Genomic DNA, 15118 nt, shown 5'->3' with positions numbered 1-15118 from the left:
CCATATTTTACAAATTAGTAGTACGAGTGTTCCCCGCGATCATGCTCTGTGGAATCTTTCACCGCACTCAACTCACCGGAAAATTGTTCCAGCAGCTCTTTTTCAATCCCTTCTTTCAGCGTGACATCAACCATTGAGCAGCCATTACAGCCACCACCGAACTGAATAATCGCAACACCGTCCTCTGTTATTTCCAGCAACTGGATATGACCACCGTGACCGGCCAGCTGCGGATTGACCTGAGTCTGGATGGCATACTCGACCCGTTCCAGTAATGGGGCGTCATCAGCAACTTTTCTCATTTTTGCATTAGGTGCTTTCAACGTTAACTGAGAACCCATTTTGTCAGTAACGAAGTCGATAACGGCATCTTCCAGAAATGGCAGACTTAGTTCATCAACATAAGCAGAGAATCCCGGAAACGAGACTTCAGTATCAGCTGTCTCTACGGCTTCCGGAGGGCAGTAAGAAACACCACACTCAGCATTTTGAGTTCCGGGATTGACAACAAATACCCGGATATTCGTTCCTTCCGGTTGTTGCGCGAGAAGTTTGACGAAATGTTCCTGGGCGGATTCAGTAATAGTAATAGAATTTGACACGACGAATACCTGAGTAAATTTGTAGGCTATTAATTCACCATTTTACTCCTGAGAAATCAGAGATCCAATCCTTTTTACGGTAATTATTGATTGTGATATTCAGGAGTCCTGCATAAGCAATAAATATCAATGTATTCGACTCCAACTTCAAGTAATAATTGGCATAACTGACTGACGGTACTGCCGGTCGTTACCACATCATCAACAATAGCGACATGCCTGACTGGTGGTAAACTGCGTAAAGTAAATGCTTGCATCAGGTTATTTTCTCTTTCAGTTTTATGTAGTCCTTCCTGTGGTGGTGTTGAGCGGATACGTTGTAGTAGTCTGGTTTGACAGGCGACACCCAGATGTCGGCTAAGACTGTGTGTGAGTAAGGTGCTTTGGTTGAATCCCCGATGCAGATAGCGTTGCCAGTGCATTGGTACAGGGAGGAGCAACGGTGCCGGAGAAGGAATAGATTTAGCCAGAAGAGCAGCAAGGGAATCAATATGCCAAAACTGACGCCCGTATTTAATCTGATGGATCATTTGAGTCAGAGGATAGGCATAATCACCAAGGCAATAGAGGTGGTTCCAGAGTGGTGGGGATTTGAGACAGCGCCCGCACTGCGGTGTTGAAAATGGCATCTGCAGACCGCATCGTGTGCAACGGGGTGTCGGTTGAAAGTATGACAGACAGGTGCCGCACCAGTCATATTCTCCGGATGCTAGAGGAAGTCCACATAACGCACATAGTCGGGGAACGCTGCTAAAAAGAGTTTGTTTGATTCGTTGATATAACATGTGTTGATCATCCATAAACCGAGTCGTGAGATTATGCCGGAGAGATGATCGACAAATGTATGAGTTTTGTTGGAGATAATGTGAACATGACTGCATCTTTGTATTGGCAGGTTGAAGGAAACGGGAGCGACTTAGTTCTGGTTCATGGATGGGGAATGAATGGTGCCGTCTGGCATAACACTGTTGAGATCCTGAAACAGACCTATCGGGTTCATGTGGTTGATTTACCGGGGTATGGGCATAGCGCACATACACATGCCGCAACACTGGAAGAAATTGCCGGGCTGCTGATTGAGCAGGCACCGAAAAATGCAATCTGGGTTGGGTGGTCACTGGGTGGGCTGGTGGCAACGCATATGGCACTGCATCACGCCGATTATGTGAGTAAGTTGGTGACAGTCGCCAGTTCTCCAAAGTTTTCTGCGGAAAGAGGCTGGAAAGGAATTCAACCTCAGGTCTTGACTGCTTTTACTGAACAATTGGTCGACGATTTTCAGCTTACCATCGAGCGTTTCATGGCACTTCAGGCGATGGGAAGTCCAACAGCCCGGCAGGATGTGAAGCAATTGAAAAAAATGGTGCTCTCCCGTCCGGCACCGCAACCGGAAGCATTGATGGCTGGACTGAAAATGCTGGCTGATGTCGATTTTCGAGCACAGATGGCTGAAATTTCTGTGCCGATGCTTCGTCTTTATGGCCGGCTGGATGGTTTAGTTCCAGTGCAAATTGCCGGGAAGCTGGATACTCTGGCTCCGGATAGTACATGCTATATTTTTACACAGTCTTCGCATGCGCCTTTTATGACGGAAACCGAGCACTTTTGTCAGCAGATCTTGCTGTTCAGTCAGTAGGCAAAGTTTGGCGAATGTCAGTATTCTGTCATATTGTTTAAAATATCACCATTTGTTGCTAAATGTTTAAATGGTTGAGTCGATATAGGTTCTAACTCATCAGGTTTCTCAGAAAACCGGATGGGCTGGGCGATGCTGAAGGAGGTTTCGGCAATGATTGTGTCACCAAATAATATAAGTGTGCCACTTATCGCCCCATCGGTGAATGTGCAGACGGAACAGGCTGAACATGATAATCGTGTCAGAGAACCTGTCGTACCAACCGTACAACTGGAAAAGACCAACGCAGAGCGTCGGTTGAAAACCGATGATAAGCGGCGCAAGCGATCTTCCTGGGAACCGGCGGAGCATCCTCAGTATGAGATTGATTCAGATCAGGAACAGGAGATTGATTCTTCCCATGCGGAAGAAGCTCAAAATGAGCTTGAGCGGCTTTTCAGATTGCTGGCATTATCGACCTACAGTAAAGATCAGGGCAAAGGCTATGCAATACGGTTCCGGTTACCCAAACACATCATTGATGCTGCGATAACCGAAGGGAAGATGGCGCGAAGGCGGACTGTGATTAAATATCATTATGGACATGCCATTGCTCCAAACACACCTTCGGAAGTGATAGCAGTGTTGTAGCCGTATTTTACTGTGGCAGGCAATATTGCTTTAATAAAAACGCCCACTTCTGCGGAAGTGGGCGTTTTTTTGTGGAGATAAGACGTGCAGTACGGTTATTTTTTGGCTTTGGCGAAGGCCGCAGCAAATGCTCCGCCCATGGCACTATTTGACGCCGGAGCTTCACGGCGTGTCTTCTTCTGAGGTTGAGAGGCGCGGGAAGATGTCTGATTACGTGTTGCCGGGCGACTGGCCTGACCGGGTTCATCTGACAGGCGCATTGAGAGGCCGATTCTCTTTCTCGCGACATCTACTTCCATGACTTTTACTTTAACAATATCTCCGGCTTTGACCACTTCTCTCGGATCGGAAACGAACCGGTCCGTCAATGCAGAGATGTGGACAAGTCCATCCTGATGAACACCAATATCAACAAATGCACCAAAGTTGGCGACATTGGAGACAACCCCTTCGAGAACCATTCCTGGCTCCAGATCAGCGATCTCATGGATATCATCGGCAAATGTTGCTGTTTTAAATTCAGGTCGTGGATCCCGGCCGGGTTTATCCAGCTCTTTGATAATATCGGTCACAGTAGGAAGGCCAAAGTGATCATCGGTGTAATCCCTCGCATTCAGGGTTCTGAGGAATTCCGTATTGCCGATCAGTGATTTCATTTCCTGCTGATTATTCTTCGCAATGGCTGAAACAACCGGATATGCTTCCGGGTGAACGGCCGAAGCATCAAGCGGATTTTTCCCGTTCATAATTCTCAGGAATCCGGCACACTGTTCGAAAGCCTTTGGACCGAGGCGTGGAACTTTCTTCAGCGTGCTCCGGCTTTCAAAGCGGCCGTTTTCGTTACGGAAAGCAACGATATTTTCAGCGAGTGTCGCCGATAATCCTGCGACCCGGGTCAGCAGTGCCGGAGAAGCCATATTGACATCTACACCAACCGCATTTACACAGTCTTCGACGACGGCATCCAGACGTTTTGCCAGCAGTGACTGATTCACATCATGCTGATACTGGCCAACACCGATTGATTTCGGGTCGATCTTCACTAATTCTGCCAGAGGATCCTGTAAACGCCGGGCGATAGAAACCGCCCCGCGCAGCGATACATCCAAATCAGGAAACTCTTTGGCTGCCAGTTCCGATGCAGAGTACACCGATGCGCCGGCTTCACTGACCACAATTTTTTGTACTTTCAGGTTACCGCGTTTGATTAGATCTGCTGCAAACATGTCGGTTTCTCGGGAAGCCGTCCCATTACCGATAGCAATCAGATCAACATTGAACTGACGAATCAGACTACCAATAATCTCAATTGATTTTTCATACTGTTTCTGTGGCTGATGAGGATAGATAGCTGTTGTCGCCAGTACTTTTCCAGTTGCATCAACGACAGCCACCTTACAGCCGGTACGCAGACCCGGGTCCAGTCCCAGTGTTGCCCGTGGTCCTGCCGGGGCAGCCATCAACAAGTCTTTCAGATTCGTTGCGAATACATCAATCGCTTCAACTTCGGCTCGTTCTTTCATGGCCGACATTAATTCGGTTTCCATGTGCATGGATACTTTGATGCGCCATGCCCAGCTAATAACCTGCTGACGCCATGAATCAGCCGGAGCATCACTGAGGTGAAGTTTGTAGTGCTGAGCAATCAGTGTTTCACAGTAAGAGCCGCGACCACCTTCTTCCTGTTCCGGATCAGCGTTGAGCGCCAGTGACAGAATCCCTTCATTACGACCACGTAACATCGCAAGCGCCCGATGTGACGGGACTTTGCTAATGGGCTCCTGATGGTCGAAGTAGTCTTTGAATTTTTCTCCTTCCTGAGCTTTTCCGTCGATCACTTTTGAGACCAGTACGGCATGTTTGAGCAAATAATGACGTAGCTTTTCCAGCAGGTTGGCATCTTCGGCGATGCGTTCCATCATAATCGCGCGGGCACCGTCTAAAGCAGCTTTTGTATCGGTAATCCCTTTGTCGGGATTAAGATACGCCTGTGCCGCATCTTCCGGATATGTTTGAGGTTGCTCCCATAACTGATCGGCTAGCGGTTCCAGACCGGCTTCAATAGCAATCTGACCTTTTGTCCGGCGTTTAGGTTTGTACGGAAGATAGAGATCTTCCAGACGGGTTTTACTGTCAGCCTGAAGAATTTCCTGCTCCAGCTCAGAGGTCAGTTTTCCCTGCTCCTGAATTGATTTCAGAATGGTTTGACGTCTGTCATCCATTTCCCGCAAGTAGGAGAGGCGCGAATCCAGTGTTCGCAACTGGGTATCATCCAACCCGCCGGTGACTTCTTTCCGGTAACGGGCAATGAATGGTACGGTGCTACCATCATCAATCAGGTTAACAGCAGCAATAACTTGTTCAGGGCGGACATTCAGCTCTGAAGCGATAGTATGACAGATAGCTTGGCTCATCCGTGTTCTTCTCTTTAGTTAGCTCATCCGCCATCAGGGGCGGATAATAATATCAGCAAATATGGGGGCAACGCTCCGGGATTTCCAGATCAATGTATCTAATCCTGAGTATATTCGATTTGGTTGATGAACCACTCTTTCGGGCCTTGTGGGGTTTCAACGGTGAATTCATCATCAGTTTCTTTTTTAAGCAGGGCCCGGGCCATGGGGGAATCGATGGAGATATAGTCTTTAACGTCGCCGTAGATTTCGTCCGGCCCGACAATCCGGAATCGTCTTATCTCACCCGTGTCATTTTCAATTTCGACCCAGGCACCAAAAAACACTTTTCCTTCCTGCTGTGGTGAATAATCGATGATCTTGACCTGCTCCAGACGTTTTCTCAGGTAACGGACCCGGCGATCAATTTCTCTGAGGCGCTTTTTGTTGTACTGGTAATCTGCATTTTCACTGCGGTCTCCCAGACTGGCAGCCCAGGTTACTTTTTTGGTGACTTCCGGGCGTTCTTCCCGCCAGAGAAAATCGAGCTCTTGTTTGAGGCGATTATAGCCTTCACGGGTAATCAGATTTGTTTTCATAAGCGGCTGGATTGGTTCTGCGAGTGTTTCATTGATGGGCTGATACCTTAGCGAAAAACAGCAGAAAGGTTAATGGCTGTTTGTGTAATGTGACCAAAAATTTACGGTAGTCAATGATGTCGTATTACTCAATATTCATCTATCTTTAATATATCACTGTTGTGCGGCAGTGTGACAAAACTGACAATAACAATGTATTTCATGAGGTAGTATACTTTTGTGAAACGATAAAAATAACACTTTCACTGCGACGTCATAGGCTTTTGTCAGAATGGATACTGAGGAAAGTGTTATGTCCAAACTAACGATTAAATTCCGGGTTTATGCCCTTTCAATGATTCCCCTGTTATGCATCACCTTAGGGATGATGTTTATCGCATACAAGCAAATCTCAACACTCAACCATACCCAGCAGCAGTTGATTCATCAGCAACTCTCTGAACAAAAAAGATCGGAGTTAAAATCGTACATCGATATTGTGACTTCCTCTCTGGCATCATTAAAAGCTCGTCAGGCTGATCAGCAACAGGTCATTGATGAATTGTCCCGGATTCACTTTGGTAAGAGCGGTTATGTGTTTGGGTATAACAGTAAAGGTGTTCGTATCTTTATGGGTGAATCGAAATCCGGAATCGGTAAAAATTTCTGGGATCTGAAAGATGTGAAAGGAAATCTGTTGATCCAGAATCTGATTCGTCAGGCGAAAGAGAATGAGGGCGGAGGATATTCAAGTTATTTCTTCCCGAAACCCGGCGAGAAAGAAGCCAGTGAAAAACTCAGTTATTCTGTTTACGAACCCCAGTGGGATTTGATCATCGGTACGGGTTTCTATATCGATGATGTAGAAGCAACCACTAAACAGATGGCATCAATTTCTGATCAGGAAATGAAAAAAGGTCTGTGGTGGATGATCTCTGTGGGTGGCGGGATGGTCTGCCTTGTGGCTGTCTTTACGTTGCTGATTAGCCGCAGTATTTTGCTGCCACTGAAAAGATTTGATCATTCTATTGAAATGTTCGCCAGTGGCGATGCCGATTTGACCGCTCGGATGGAAGCTTATCAGATCCCTGAATATGCGGCGTTGAGTCAGAACTTCAACCAGTTTGTTGCTAATCTGCAGGATATTATCCGCCAATTGAGAGCCAGTAGTGATGTGATTGGTGAAGAAACGGAGCAGATACTTGGCAGAGCCAACCAGGTTGATCATTTATCAAGTACGCAAAGAGAAGAAACCGAACAGGTTGCAACAGCTGTGACTGAGATGACGGCAACTGCCCGGGAGATTTCACAGAATGCATCCGGTGCTGCAACTGCTGCTGAAACTGCTGATGAAAAAGCCAAAGAAGCGATGGAAACAGTGGGATCTGCAGTTGATTCCGTAGCCGTATTAGCTGAAAAATTAGAGTTTGCCGGCATGGTCATGGATAAACTGGAGCACAATGTGGAAGGTATTTCCTCATCTCTGGATGTGATTCAGGACATTGCTGAACAGACAAACTTACTGGCACTGAATGCGGCGATTGAAGCTGCCCGGGCCGGAGATCAGGGCCGGGGATTTGCGGTTGTTGCTGATGAAGTCAGAAAACTTGCCAGCCGGACACAGGAAAGTACCGGAGAGATTCATGGCATTATCGAACAGTTGAAAGACGCGACCCATGAAGCGGTACAGTCCATGCAGGATAGTCGTACTCAAAGTGAAGATACGGTGACAAAAGCTAATCTGGCAAGTCGTGCTCTGACAGAGATCCTGAATTCAGTCAGTATGATTATGGATATGAATACCCTGATTGCTACAGCAACTGAGGAACAGAGTCAGGTTGGTCAGGAAATTTCTGAACGGGTGGTCATTATCTCAGATCAGAGTTCACAGGTTGCCGGTGTGGCGGACGAAAACCGTAAAGGGAGTGACGACCTGCGTCATCAGGTCAGAGAACTGAAGTCGTTAGTCGATCGGTTTACGGTTTAACGAGCGGGACGAGCTGATATAAAAACCGGTCTGTATTCAGACCGGTTTTTTCAATGTGGAAAAAGAGATTGAATGAGACCTCGGTTAGATAGTTTCTCCGTTCGAGGAAATAACGGTCTTATACCAGTCGAAACTTCTCTTCTTCGAACGGGAAAAGTCTCCGCTACCGTCGTCATGGCGGTCCACATAGATGAAACCATAACGTTTTTTATACTCGCCGGTAGTGAAAGATACACAGTCGATACAACCCCAGGGTGTGTAACCCATCACATCAACACCGTCTAAAGTGATGGCTTTCTTCATTTCTTTGATGTGTTCGCCAAGATAGGTGATTCGATAGTCATCATTCACAAGGCCATCATTTTCTGGCTGGTCTACTGCACCGAAGCCATTCTCGACAATGAAGATTGGCTTTTCATACCGTTCGAACAGTTCGGAAAGCGCATAACGCAGGCCCGCAGGATCAATCTGCCAGCTCCATTCTGAGGCTTTCAGATAAGGATTAAGTTTTGTTTTGTCGCCAAATACGTTTTCAGAATCGTTTTTCTGATCTTCAGCTTCAATAATGTTGGTCATGTAGTAGCTGATTGCCAGATAATCGGCACAACCGGCCTGAAGTGTTGCTTCATCATCCGGGTGCATTTCAACGGTAATGTTTTTGCGCTCCCACTCTTTCTTAATATAGTGCGGGTAGTGACCGCGAATTTGTACATCGCTGAAGAAGTATTTCTGGCGCATGATTTCCTGAGCCAGCAACATATCCTCAGGTTTACAGGTAGCCGGATAAATCGGCATCATATGGATCATACTGCCGATCTGGAAATCCGGATTGATTTTGTGGCCGAGACTCACAACTTTCGCACTGGCAACAAACTGATGGTGAGCAATCTGATACAGCGCTTGCTCAGGGTGGTCAAATTCCGGATAAATCACACCAGAGTTACAGTAGCCGAATAGTGGATATTTCCAGTTCATCTGGTTGTTGATTTCGTTAAAGGTGATCCAGTATTTCACTTTCTTCTGATAGCGGCTCATGACGGCTTCGCTGAAACGTACAAAGAAATCAACGACTTTACGGTTATGCCAGCCACCATATGTTTTCACTAAGTGATGTGGCATCTCAAAGTGAGACAGAGTAATAACCGGCTCAATATTGTATTTGAGCAGCTCGTCGAATAATTCATCATAGAATTGCAGACCAGCTTCATTCGGTGTTTCTTCATCACCGTTCGGAAAGATCCGTGTCCAGGCGATTGATGTGCGAAAACATTTAAACCCCATTTCGGCGAACAGGGCGATATCTTCTTTAAAACGATGGTAGAAATCGATGGCTTCATGATTCGGATACATGATATCGGCTTCGATGCCATCGGTAATGATGCGATCAACCCCGTGAGCACCTTTTGACAAAACGTCAACAATACTCGGGCCTTTGCCGCCTTGATCCCATCCACCTTCAACCTGATGAGCTGCGACTGCGCCGCCCCACAGAAAATTATCCGGAAACTTATTCTGTCCCATTCGTCTATACCTCTGTTTTCATATGAATTTGTCATCTGTCGGGACTCAGTATAGAAGAATTGAGTCCTGAATGGAACCGGTTTCTGTAACCGGTTCCATTTTGGCTGCTAATTCACCTGTCTGAAGAGATTGCTGTAACTGCGGGAAAAGAAAACAGGCTCAAATGTGCGGACACAGAATAGAAAACACCTCAGCAGATATGTGGTCTGCTGAGGTGGAGTCTGACATCGCAGTGATGTTCAGTTGAATTGAGCTTGCCTTAGTTAATATTGCCCTGAGGACCAAAGTTGAAGCTACGTACCGCAGAAGTACTGACCGGTCTTGTTGCTCTGACTCCTGAGCGCCAGCTACCGTTTGAGTTGACTGCACTCATAACGTTACCGCTGATGGCAAATTTTTTCTGTCCGTTTTCATCGTAGTTTTCGACACAGGAGCGGCCGAGTACATTTGAACAGCTGGAATTTGCTTGTCCGAGAGTTGAGCTGAGTGGAGCAAATAGTGTTCCTGATTTCACTTGATCAATCGGAGAGAAGCCACTGGAACGTGTATAGTAGTTTCCTTCCATAATGATGTTTGTATCACCACCACTCAGGCCACCGGCATAGTTGCCATCAAAGTAGTTGTTCACCATATGAACAATACCGCTATCGATCTTCGGCGCACGTCCGGATGTGTTTCTGATACGGTTGTTTGCCAGAGTAATACTTTGGTTTTCACCGATGAGAAGCATTGTCCAGTAGTGCTTAGCATTACAGTAGTGGCCGTAATCTGTTGTACCATCAAAATAGTTATTTGATACGGTCATCTGTTTTGCTGTGCCCCAGCCGGTTACCAGCATCTGACGTCCGATGCGGGCAATATAGTTATGATCGATCCAGATGCGGCTGGCATTATCCACAGTGATTGCATCGCCGCCCCAAATCAGTCCGTCATTGATGTCAGTGATAGACAGGTTACGGATGATGATATTGGAGACGCCATCGCGAAGATAGAATCCTTTGCCTTTGATACCTGATCTTGAACCGACACCGATAATGGTTTTGTTTGAACCGACACGCATACCACTTGGTCCGGCTGCATCATAGGTAATGTTGTAGGTGCTACGTCCATCACAGTAACCTAACCGGTCGAGAATTTTTTCCTGTTTTCCATTGTAGCTACAGTAGTTATCGGAGTAAGTACAGCCTGCTGAAGTGGTGCGGGTTCCACGGAAATCAATGATGCCATTAACCCGGATGATTTTCGCATCATTCCCCTTGATTGCATTCTCAAGCTGACTTGGTGTGGATACGGTGACAACCTGACCACCGGCACCACCGGTTGTGCCTGTTGCAAACCCGAATGGTGTATTGGTTGTATTGGTTGAACCGGAGGAAGATGAACCGGAGCCAGGGAATGTCCAGCGTTGGTTATCGGCACCTGTCCATGTGTACTGTACGACCCGTGAGCCATTGTCTGTTCTGGCTCCATAAACATCGACAGCTAAATCATTGTATTTGGATATAATGGCATATTGACCATTGCCTTGAGCACTGATATTCCAGGCCTGATAATCTGCTCCGCTACAGCCCCACTGTTGCAGGTTTGTACCCGGTTCGGCTGAGCCATCGGTCACATCAATGCACTGGTTACTGCCAACGTTTTTGATCGTTGCCCAGTTTGATGAATCCAGTGAAACTTGCCATCTTTGATAGTCTGAGCCATTACAGTTCTGGATCTGTAACTGCGCGCCGGAAGAGTTTGATGAGCCTTTTACACCCAAACATAAACCGGAATTCACATCAACGATAGGTGATATCGTGCCATTAGGGACAGTTTCTGCCATAGCGAACTGAGGCAGACTAAGGGGTAACAGGCTGGTAAAGAGTAGTGTGGTAAGACGGTAACCCGTTTTTTTGGAGTTTCGCATTGTTCTGAAATCCTCATTTGCTTGTGTCGGTAAATCCATTCCATCAAATCGCGAATTTAGATGGATACTTCTGGTTGAGTACCCGGGATGATCATGCTGCTGATGAGTAATGATGAGCTGTTGTTGGTAGTGTCATCACTCATCGAGGGGTGCCTAAAAAATAACCGACAATGCGGGCAAAGAGTAGTAAAAAATGCTTAAAAAACAAGCGAGTTATTCAAGGTGTGAATTAGCATAGAAAATATCGGTTTCATTTCAATAGAATTATTTTTATATGCATTGTATTTCATTTTTTCTGAAACATTTGTCTGCGGAATATCTTATGATGTTGGACATCTTTTATACAAAACCTGTACTGGAGAGAGATATGTGCCAGTATGATATTTGTCTGTAATTTAAAAATACCAACTCATCATAGAAACCCAACAACTTCCTGAGTCCGGAGGGTGAATAATGTAATTGTAAAGTAACAGGACTCTTTTCTTTATGATGTCTTAATCGATTGACCGGAGATTTTATGTTTATCTGCTGTGAGAATGTAACTGTGATCGTTCTGATGAGGAAATAACTCATGATGAAAGCTTTTGCTTGTGATTCAGTCACCGGACATCCATTGCTTCGCAAGCGCAAGACTTGTGCTTGCGGCAGGGAAGCTGACCATACCGGCATACTTTACCTCAAGGCTTTACAACTGTCTGATGCTGACTATTTACTGACGTTGTTCTCCAAACCTGTCTGGGACAATCTGGGACTGAAACCGATCCATACACTACAGCGCGCTTGTTCTTTTATTCGTGGAGAAGGGTCTAATCAGGACCGACGATTCGGAGTCTGGCACACGGAGCATGGCTTAATTGGTAGTGTTGCTTACGGTGTCCATGCAAAAGAAGTATTTATCAGTTATTGGATTACACCGCTGTTTCAGGGGCAGGGTTATGGCCGGGAAGCTGTCGGTTTACTGCTGTCTTTGATTGAGCAGCATGACGTCGACTTTATTCTGGCAGATGTCTACCATGATAATCTGCCTTCTCAGGCGCTACTACAGTCTATCGGATTCCGTCAGTATGAATGTCTGGGGAAACACCGTCAGAGACCAGCCATCCGCTGGATAAAAATGGTTCGGTGAATGCCTAAACCTGAAATGGGAACTCGGTTGTCATATTTGTCTCCATCAGGGCTTTCAACTGGTGCAAGCCTTCGCGAAGGCGCTGTTCCGAATTGATCGACATGAGCGAAAGCCGAATATGATCGGTGGGTTGCCGGACGGCAAAGTAGCTGCCACTGCTGACCATCAGATGACGTTTGCTGGCTTCTAAAACGAAACGTTCCTGCGGCCAGTGTTGTGGCAGTCTGAGCCAGACATGATAGCCCTGCTGAGATGAGGTCTCTGTCTGTAAAATCTCCCGGACAATCTGTTGGCGTTGCTGTGCCAGCAACTGCTGCTGTTTCGCAAGTTCAAATGCCTGACCGGATGACATCAGCTCTGCGGCAACTTCATAATTAAAGGGAGAAGAAAGCCAGATACCAGCCCGGATATGTGCATTGATAGTACTGATTTGGCTCTCGGGGACTTTGATAAATCCACAGCGTAGTGCCGGACTGATAGCTTTGGATAAGCTGGTGACATGGAAACCTTGTTCCGGAATCCAGTTACATATGGCCGGAACAGGTTCCGGATTCAGGAATCCATAAATATCATCTTCAATGAGCCATGTCTGGGAATCACGAATGATTCGGGCAATGGACTCTCTGCGCTCAGGAGGCATGTTGATCCCGGTTGGATTCTGATGTGAAGGGATAACAATGACGAGTTTGGGTCTGGCAGTTTGCAGGGCTTGCTGTAAGGCTTCAGGAATCATACCGTGTTCATCCATCTCAACACCGACAACTTCACGTCTCATCAGGCTGGCAATCGCCAGAATTCCCGGATAAGTGAGAGATTCAACTGCAATGGTGTCTCCGGGTTTAGTGAGTGCTTCAATGAGCAGAGACAGGGCATTCTGGGCGCCATCAGTCAGGAGTGTGTTTTGTGTTGTTCCTCCGGACAAACCATATTGAGCCGCCCATTGTACACCGACCTGCCGGTGCTGCTGGTGGCCTGAGTATTCAGCATATCCGATCAACTGAGGGGTAATATGACCTGCTGCTTTCTGAAATGCATCCTGCAACGCCATGATGTTATAGCTCAGACAAGGCTGAAGAATAGAAAAGTTGAATTCAGATTCGTCCTCGGAAACATGAATAGCCTGTGACAATCTGGATTCGCCGCAAACAAACGTTCCCCGGCCAACAAATGATTCGACCCGGTTTTGTTCAGCCAGTAGCTTGTAGGCTTTGGCGACTGTGACCGGCGTGGTATTCAGTTCGTCAGCCAGCACCCGGTGAGGTGGGAGTTTCGAATTCGGTGGATAATGGCCTTCCACAATTCTGGATATGATCGTCTGGGCGATCTGTTTAAACTTGGCCTCGCTCACAAAATACCTATAGCTCCATTTAGTCTCAGCGACCTAGTGTACTGGACTCCTTGAGGAATGAAAACTTGTGTCGTGAAAACACCGCGACTATCTATCCTGCCGGAATATTTTCCAGCTGTTGTCTGATGATTTCAATCAGCCTTTTAACTGGTTGAGGGCTTTCTTCCCGTGATTGATGCAGGCTGACACTCAGTTGTGGTAAAGGTGGAAGTGTGTTGAGTATGGTCAGCGACGGTGGCAGAGCAAGCGCGGTGCGGGCCGATATGCCAAGTCCTGCTTCCAGAGCTGCCCAGATACCATGTAAACTGTGGCTGGTATAAGTTACCTGCCACGGTATTCTGGCTGCATCGAGTGCCTGAATGGCATTGTTGCGGATCTGGCATGGTGGCGCGAACATGACCAACGGCAGCGGTTTGCCCTGCGCTAATATATCTGCTACTGGGAAACCCGGCTGACCCAGCCAGTGTAGCGGGATTTCAGCCACCGTTTCCGAGTAAGGAGTTTTGGCTCCGCCATTCCAGGCCAGCGCAAGATCATATTGATCTTCACGAATCCCTGAGATCAGTGTGCTATTTCTGGCAACGGTTGTCGAAAGCTGAACTAGTGGATGAGCTCTGCTGAAGCTGCCAAGGATTCGGGTAAGAAAACCTTCAGCAAAGTCTTCCTGCATCGCGAAACGAACTTGCCCCGCAAGGTCAATCGCTTGTATGGCTTGCATTGCTTCATCATTAAGAGCCAGTAATCGTCTGGCGTAGCTGAGTAGCTGCTCACCCGCGGGGGTTGGAAACAGATGACGTCCTTCCTTTCTGACCAGTGTTAATCCACTCTGATCCTCCAGTTTCTTTAACTGAGCGCTGACAGCGGAAGTGGAACGGTGCAACCGTTTGGCTGCCAAAGCGAAATTATTCAGTTCCATTCCCAGTACAAAAGTGCGCAGAGCCTGTAAGTCCAGTGTCTGGTAGTTTGCCATGATTATCCTTAAATTCAGGATAATTAGTCCTGAATGTTTTGATTTTTAGTTCTATTAAATCATGACACGATTAGGCTGTATTTCAAGAGGAGAAGTAAACCATGCAATCTATCGATGACATATTCCAATACGCTCCCAGACTGAAATCACTTACAGAAACAATACTGTTTGCTGATATCTGGGAACGTCCGCAACTGAATCCCCGGGAGCGCAGCATGATTACCTTGTCGGTTCTGGCTGCATTGGGCAGAAGTGAACAATTACCGTTTCATCTGGAGCGGGCGGAGCAAAACGGGCTGAGTAAGGCTGAGTTAGGTGAATTATTTACTCATCTGGCATTTTATGCCGGCTGGCCAGCCGCAGTAACGGCTTTGGATCGTTTGAATCTGGATCGTTTGAATAAAGAGTGAGGGTTAAC

Annotated in this window: 13 protein-coding genes; 5 read left to right on the top strand and 8 right to left on the bottom strand. The window is 46.9% G+C overall.

Annotated features, from left to right (window positions below):
- Positions 1-14: 14 nt before the first annotated feature.
- Positions 15-602, bottom strand: a complete 588-nt coding sequence (gene nfuA, locus OCU74_RS15115) for a Fe-S biogenesis protein NfuA (protein WP_087482812.1) — start codon at positions 600-602, stop codon at positions 15-17.
- Positions 603-685: 83 nt separating this feature from the next.
- Positions 686-1387, bottom strand: a complete 702-nt coding sequence (locus OCU74_RS15110) for a ComF family protein (RefSeq protein ID WP_087482813.1) — start codon at positions 1385-1387, stop codon at positions 686-688.
- Between the two features lie 86 nt (positions 1388-1473).
- Between OCU74_RS15110 and bioH the strand changes: the two genes are divergently transcribed.
- Both bioH and OCU74_RS15100 read left to right on the top strand, forming a co-directional pair.
- Positions 1474-2238 (top strand): pimeloyl-ACP methyl ester esterase BioH, encoded by a 765-nt coding sequence (gene bioH / locus OCU74_RS15105; protein WP_200807795.1) that lies wholly within the window; start codon positions 1474-1476, stop codon positions 2236-2238.
- 153 nt (positions 2239-2391) lie between these two features.
- Positions 2392-2868 carry an ATP-dependent Lon protease gene (locus tag OCU74_RS15100; RefSeq protein ID WP_200807792.1) on the top strand — a complete coding sequence of 159 codons (477 nt, stop codon included), beginning with the start codon at positions 2392-2394 and terminating at the stop codon, positions 2866-2868.
- Positions 2869-2963: 95 nt separating this feature from the next.
- Here the strand turns inward: OCU74_RS15100 and OCU74_RS15095 are convergent, their stop codons facing one another.
- On the bottom strand, positions 2964-5282 hold the full coding sequence (locus OCU74_RS15095; protein ID WP_087482816.1) for a Tex family protein: 2319 nt from the start codon (positions 5280-5282) through the stop codon (positions 2964-2966).
- A 98-nt stretch (positions 5283-5380) separates the two neighbouring features.
- Positions 5381-5860 (bottom strand): transcription elongation factor GreB, encoded by a 480-nt coding sequence (gene greB / locus OCU74_RS15090; RefSeq protein ID WP_087482817.1) that lies wholly within the window; start codon positions 5858-5860, stop codon positions 5381-5383.
- A 292-nt stretch (positions 5861-6152) separates the two neighbouring features.
- On the opposite strand from greB, the gene OCU74_RS15085 reads away from it, so the two are divergent.
- Positions 6153-7826, top strand: a complete 1674-nt coding sequence (locus OCU74_RS15085) for a methyl-accepting chemotaxis protein (protein ID WP_087482818.1) — start codon at positions 6153-6155, stop codon at positions 7824-7826.
- 84 nt (positions 7827-7910) lie between these two features.
- Here OCU74_RS15085 and OCU74_RS15080 read toward each other — a convergent pair whose 3' ends face one another.
- Positions 7911-9347: a 6-phospho-beta-glucosidase gene (locus tag OCU74_RS15080; protein ID WP_087482819.1), complete on the bottom strand. Its 1437-nt coding sequence runs from the start codon at positions 9345-9347 to the stop codon at positions 7911-7913.
- A 259-nt stretch (positions 9348-9606) separates the two neighbouring features.
- Complete coding sequence (locus OCU74_RS15075) at positions 9607-11256, bottom strand: RICIN domain-containing protein (protein WP_159457478.1); 1650 nt, start codon at positions 11254-11256, stop codon at positions 9607-9609.
- A 571-nt stretch (positions 11257-11827) separates the two neighbouring features.
- On the opposite strand from OCU74_RS15075, the gene OCU74_RS15070 reads away from it, so the two are divergent.
- Positions 11828-12382, top strand: a complete 555-nt coding sequence (locus OCU74_RS15070; RefSeq protein WP_087482821.1) for a GNAT family N-acetyltransferase — start codon at positions 11828-11830, stop codon at positions 12380-12382.
- 4 nt (positions 12383-12386) lie between these two features.
- On the opposite strand, the gene OCU74_RS15065 is transcribed toward OCU74_RS15070, so the two are convergent.
- On the bottom strand, positions 12387-13730 hold the full coding sequence (locus OCU74_RS15065; RefSeq protein ID WP_087482822.1) for an aminotransferase-like domain-containing protein: 1344 nt from the start codon (positions 13728-13730) through the stop codon (positions 12387-12389).
- Positions 13731-13821: 91 nt separating this feature from the next.
- Positions 13822-14700 (bottom strand): LysR substrate-binding domain-containing protein, encoded by an 879-nt coding sequence (locus tag OCU74_RS15060; RefSeq protein WP_087482823.1) that lies wholly within the window; start codon positions 14698-14700, stop codon positions 13822-13824.
- Between the two features lie 101 nt (positions 14701-14801).
- Here OCU74_RS15060 and OCU74_RS15055 point away from each other — a divergent pair, with 101 nt between their 5' ends.
- Positions 14802-15110 carry a carboxymuconolactone decarboxylase family protein gene (locus OCU74_RS15055; RefSeq protein WP_087482824.1) on the top strand — a complete coding sequence of 103 codons (309 nt, stop codon included), beginning with the start codon at positions 14802-14804 and terminating at the stop codon, positions 15108-15110.
- Positions 15111-15118 lie beyond the last annotated feature (8 nt).

The organism is Vibrio mangrovi (assembly GCF_024346955.1).
GTDB classification, from domain to species: domain Bacteria; phylum Pseudomonadota; class Gammaproteobacteria; order Enterobacterales; family Vibrionaceae; genus Vibrio; species Vibrio mangrovi.
This window is presented reverse-complemented; position numbering and strand designations above follow the sequence as displayed.

Bases quoted from the DNA above. Each gene is read 5' to 3' on its own strand.
- greB (WP_087482817.1), bottom strand. From the start codon at position 5,860: ATGAAAACAAATCTGATTACCCGTGAAGGCTATAATCGCCTCAAACAA.
- OCU74_RS15070 (WP_087482821.1), top strand. From the start codon at position 11,828: ATGATGAAAGCTTTTGCTTGTGATTCAGTCACCGGACATCCATTGCTT.
- OCU74_RS15060 (WP_087482823.1), bottom strand. From the start codon at position 14,700: ATGGCAAACTACCAGACACTGGACTTACAGGCTCTGCGCACTTTTGTA.
- bioH (WP_200807795.1), top strand. From the start codon at position 1,474: ATGACTGCATCTTTGTATTGGCAGGTTGAAGGAAACGGGAGCGACTTA.
- OCU74_RS15055 (WP_087482824.1), top strand. From the start codon at position 14,802: ATGCAATCTATCGATGACATATTCCAATACGCTCCCAGACTGAAATCA.
- OCU74_RS15110 (WP_087482813.1), bottom strand. From the start codon at position 1,387: ATGTTATATCAACGAATCAAACAAACTCTTTTTAGCAGCGTTCCCCGA.
- OCU74_RS15075 (WP_159457478.1), bottom strand. From the start codon at position 11,256: ATGCGAAACTCCAAAAAAACGGGTTACCGTCTTACCACACTACTCTTT.
- OCU74_RS15080 (WP_087482819.1), bottom strand. From the start codon at position 9,347: ATGGGACAGAATAAGTTTCCGGATAATTTTCTGTGGGGCGGCGCAGTC.
- OCU74_RS15085 (WP_087482818.1), top strand. From the start codon at position 6,153: ATGTCCAAACTAACGATTAAATTCCGGGTTTATGCCCTTTCAATGATT.
- OCU74_RS15095 (WP_087482816.1), bottom strand. From the start codon at position 5,282: ATGAGCCAAGCTATCTGTCATACTATCGCTTCAGAGCTGAATGTCCGC.
- OCU74_RS15100 (WP_200807792.1), top strand. From the start codon at position 2,392: ATGATTGTGTCACCAAATAATATAAGTGTGCCACTTATCGCCCCATCG.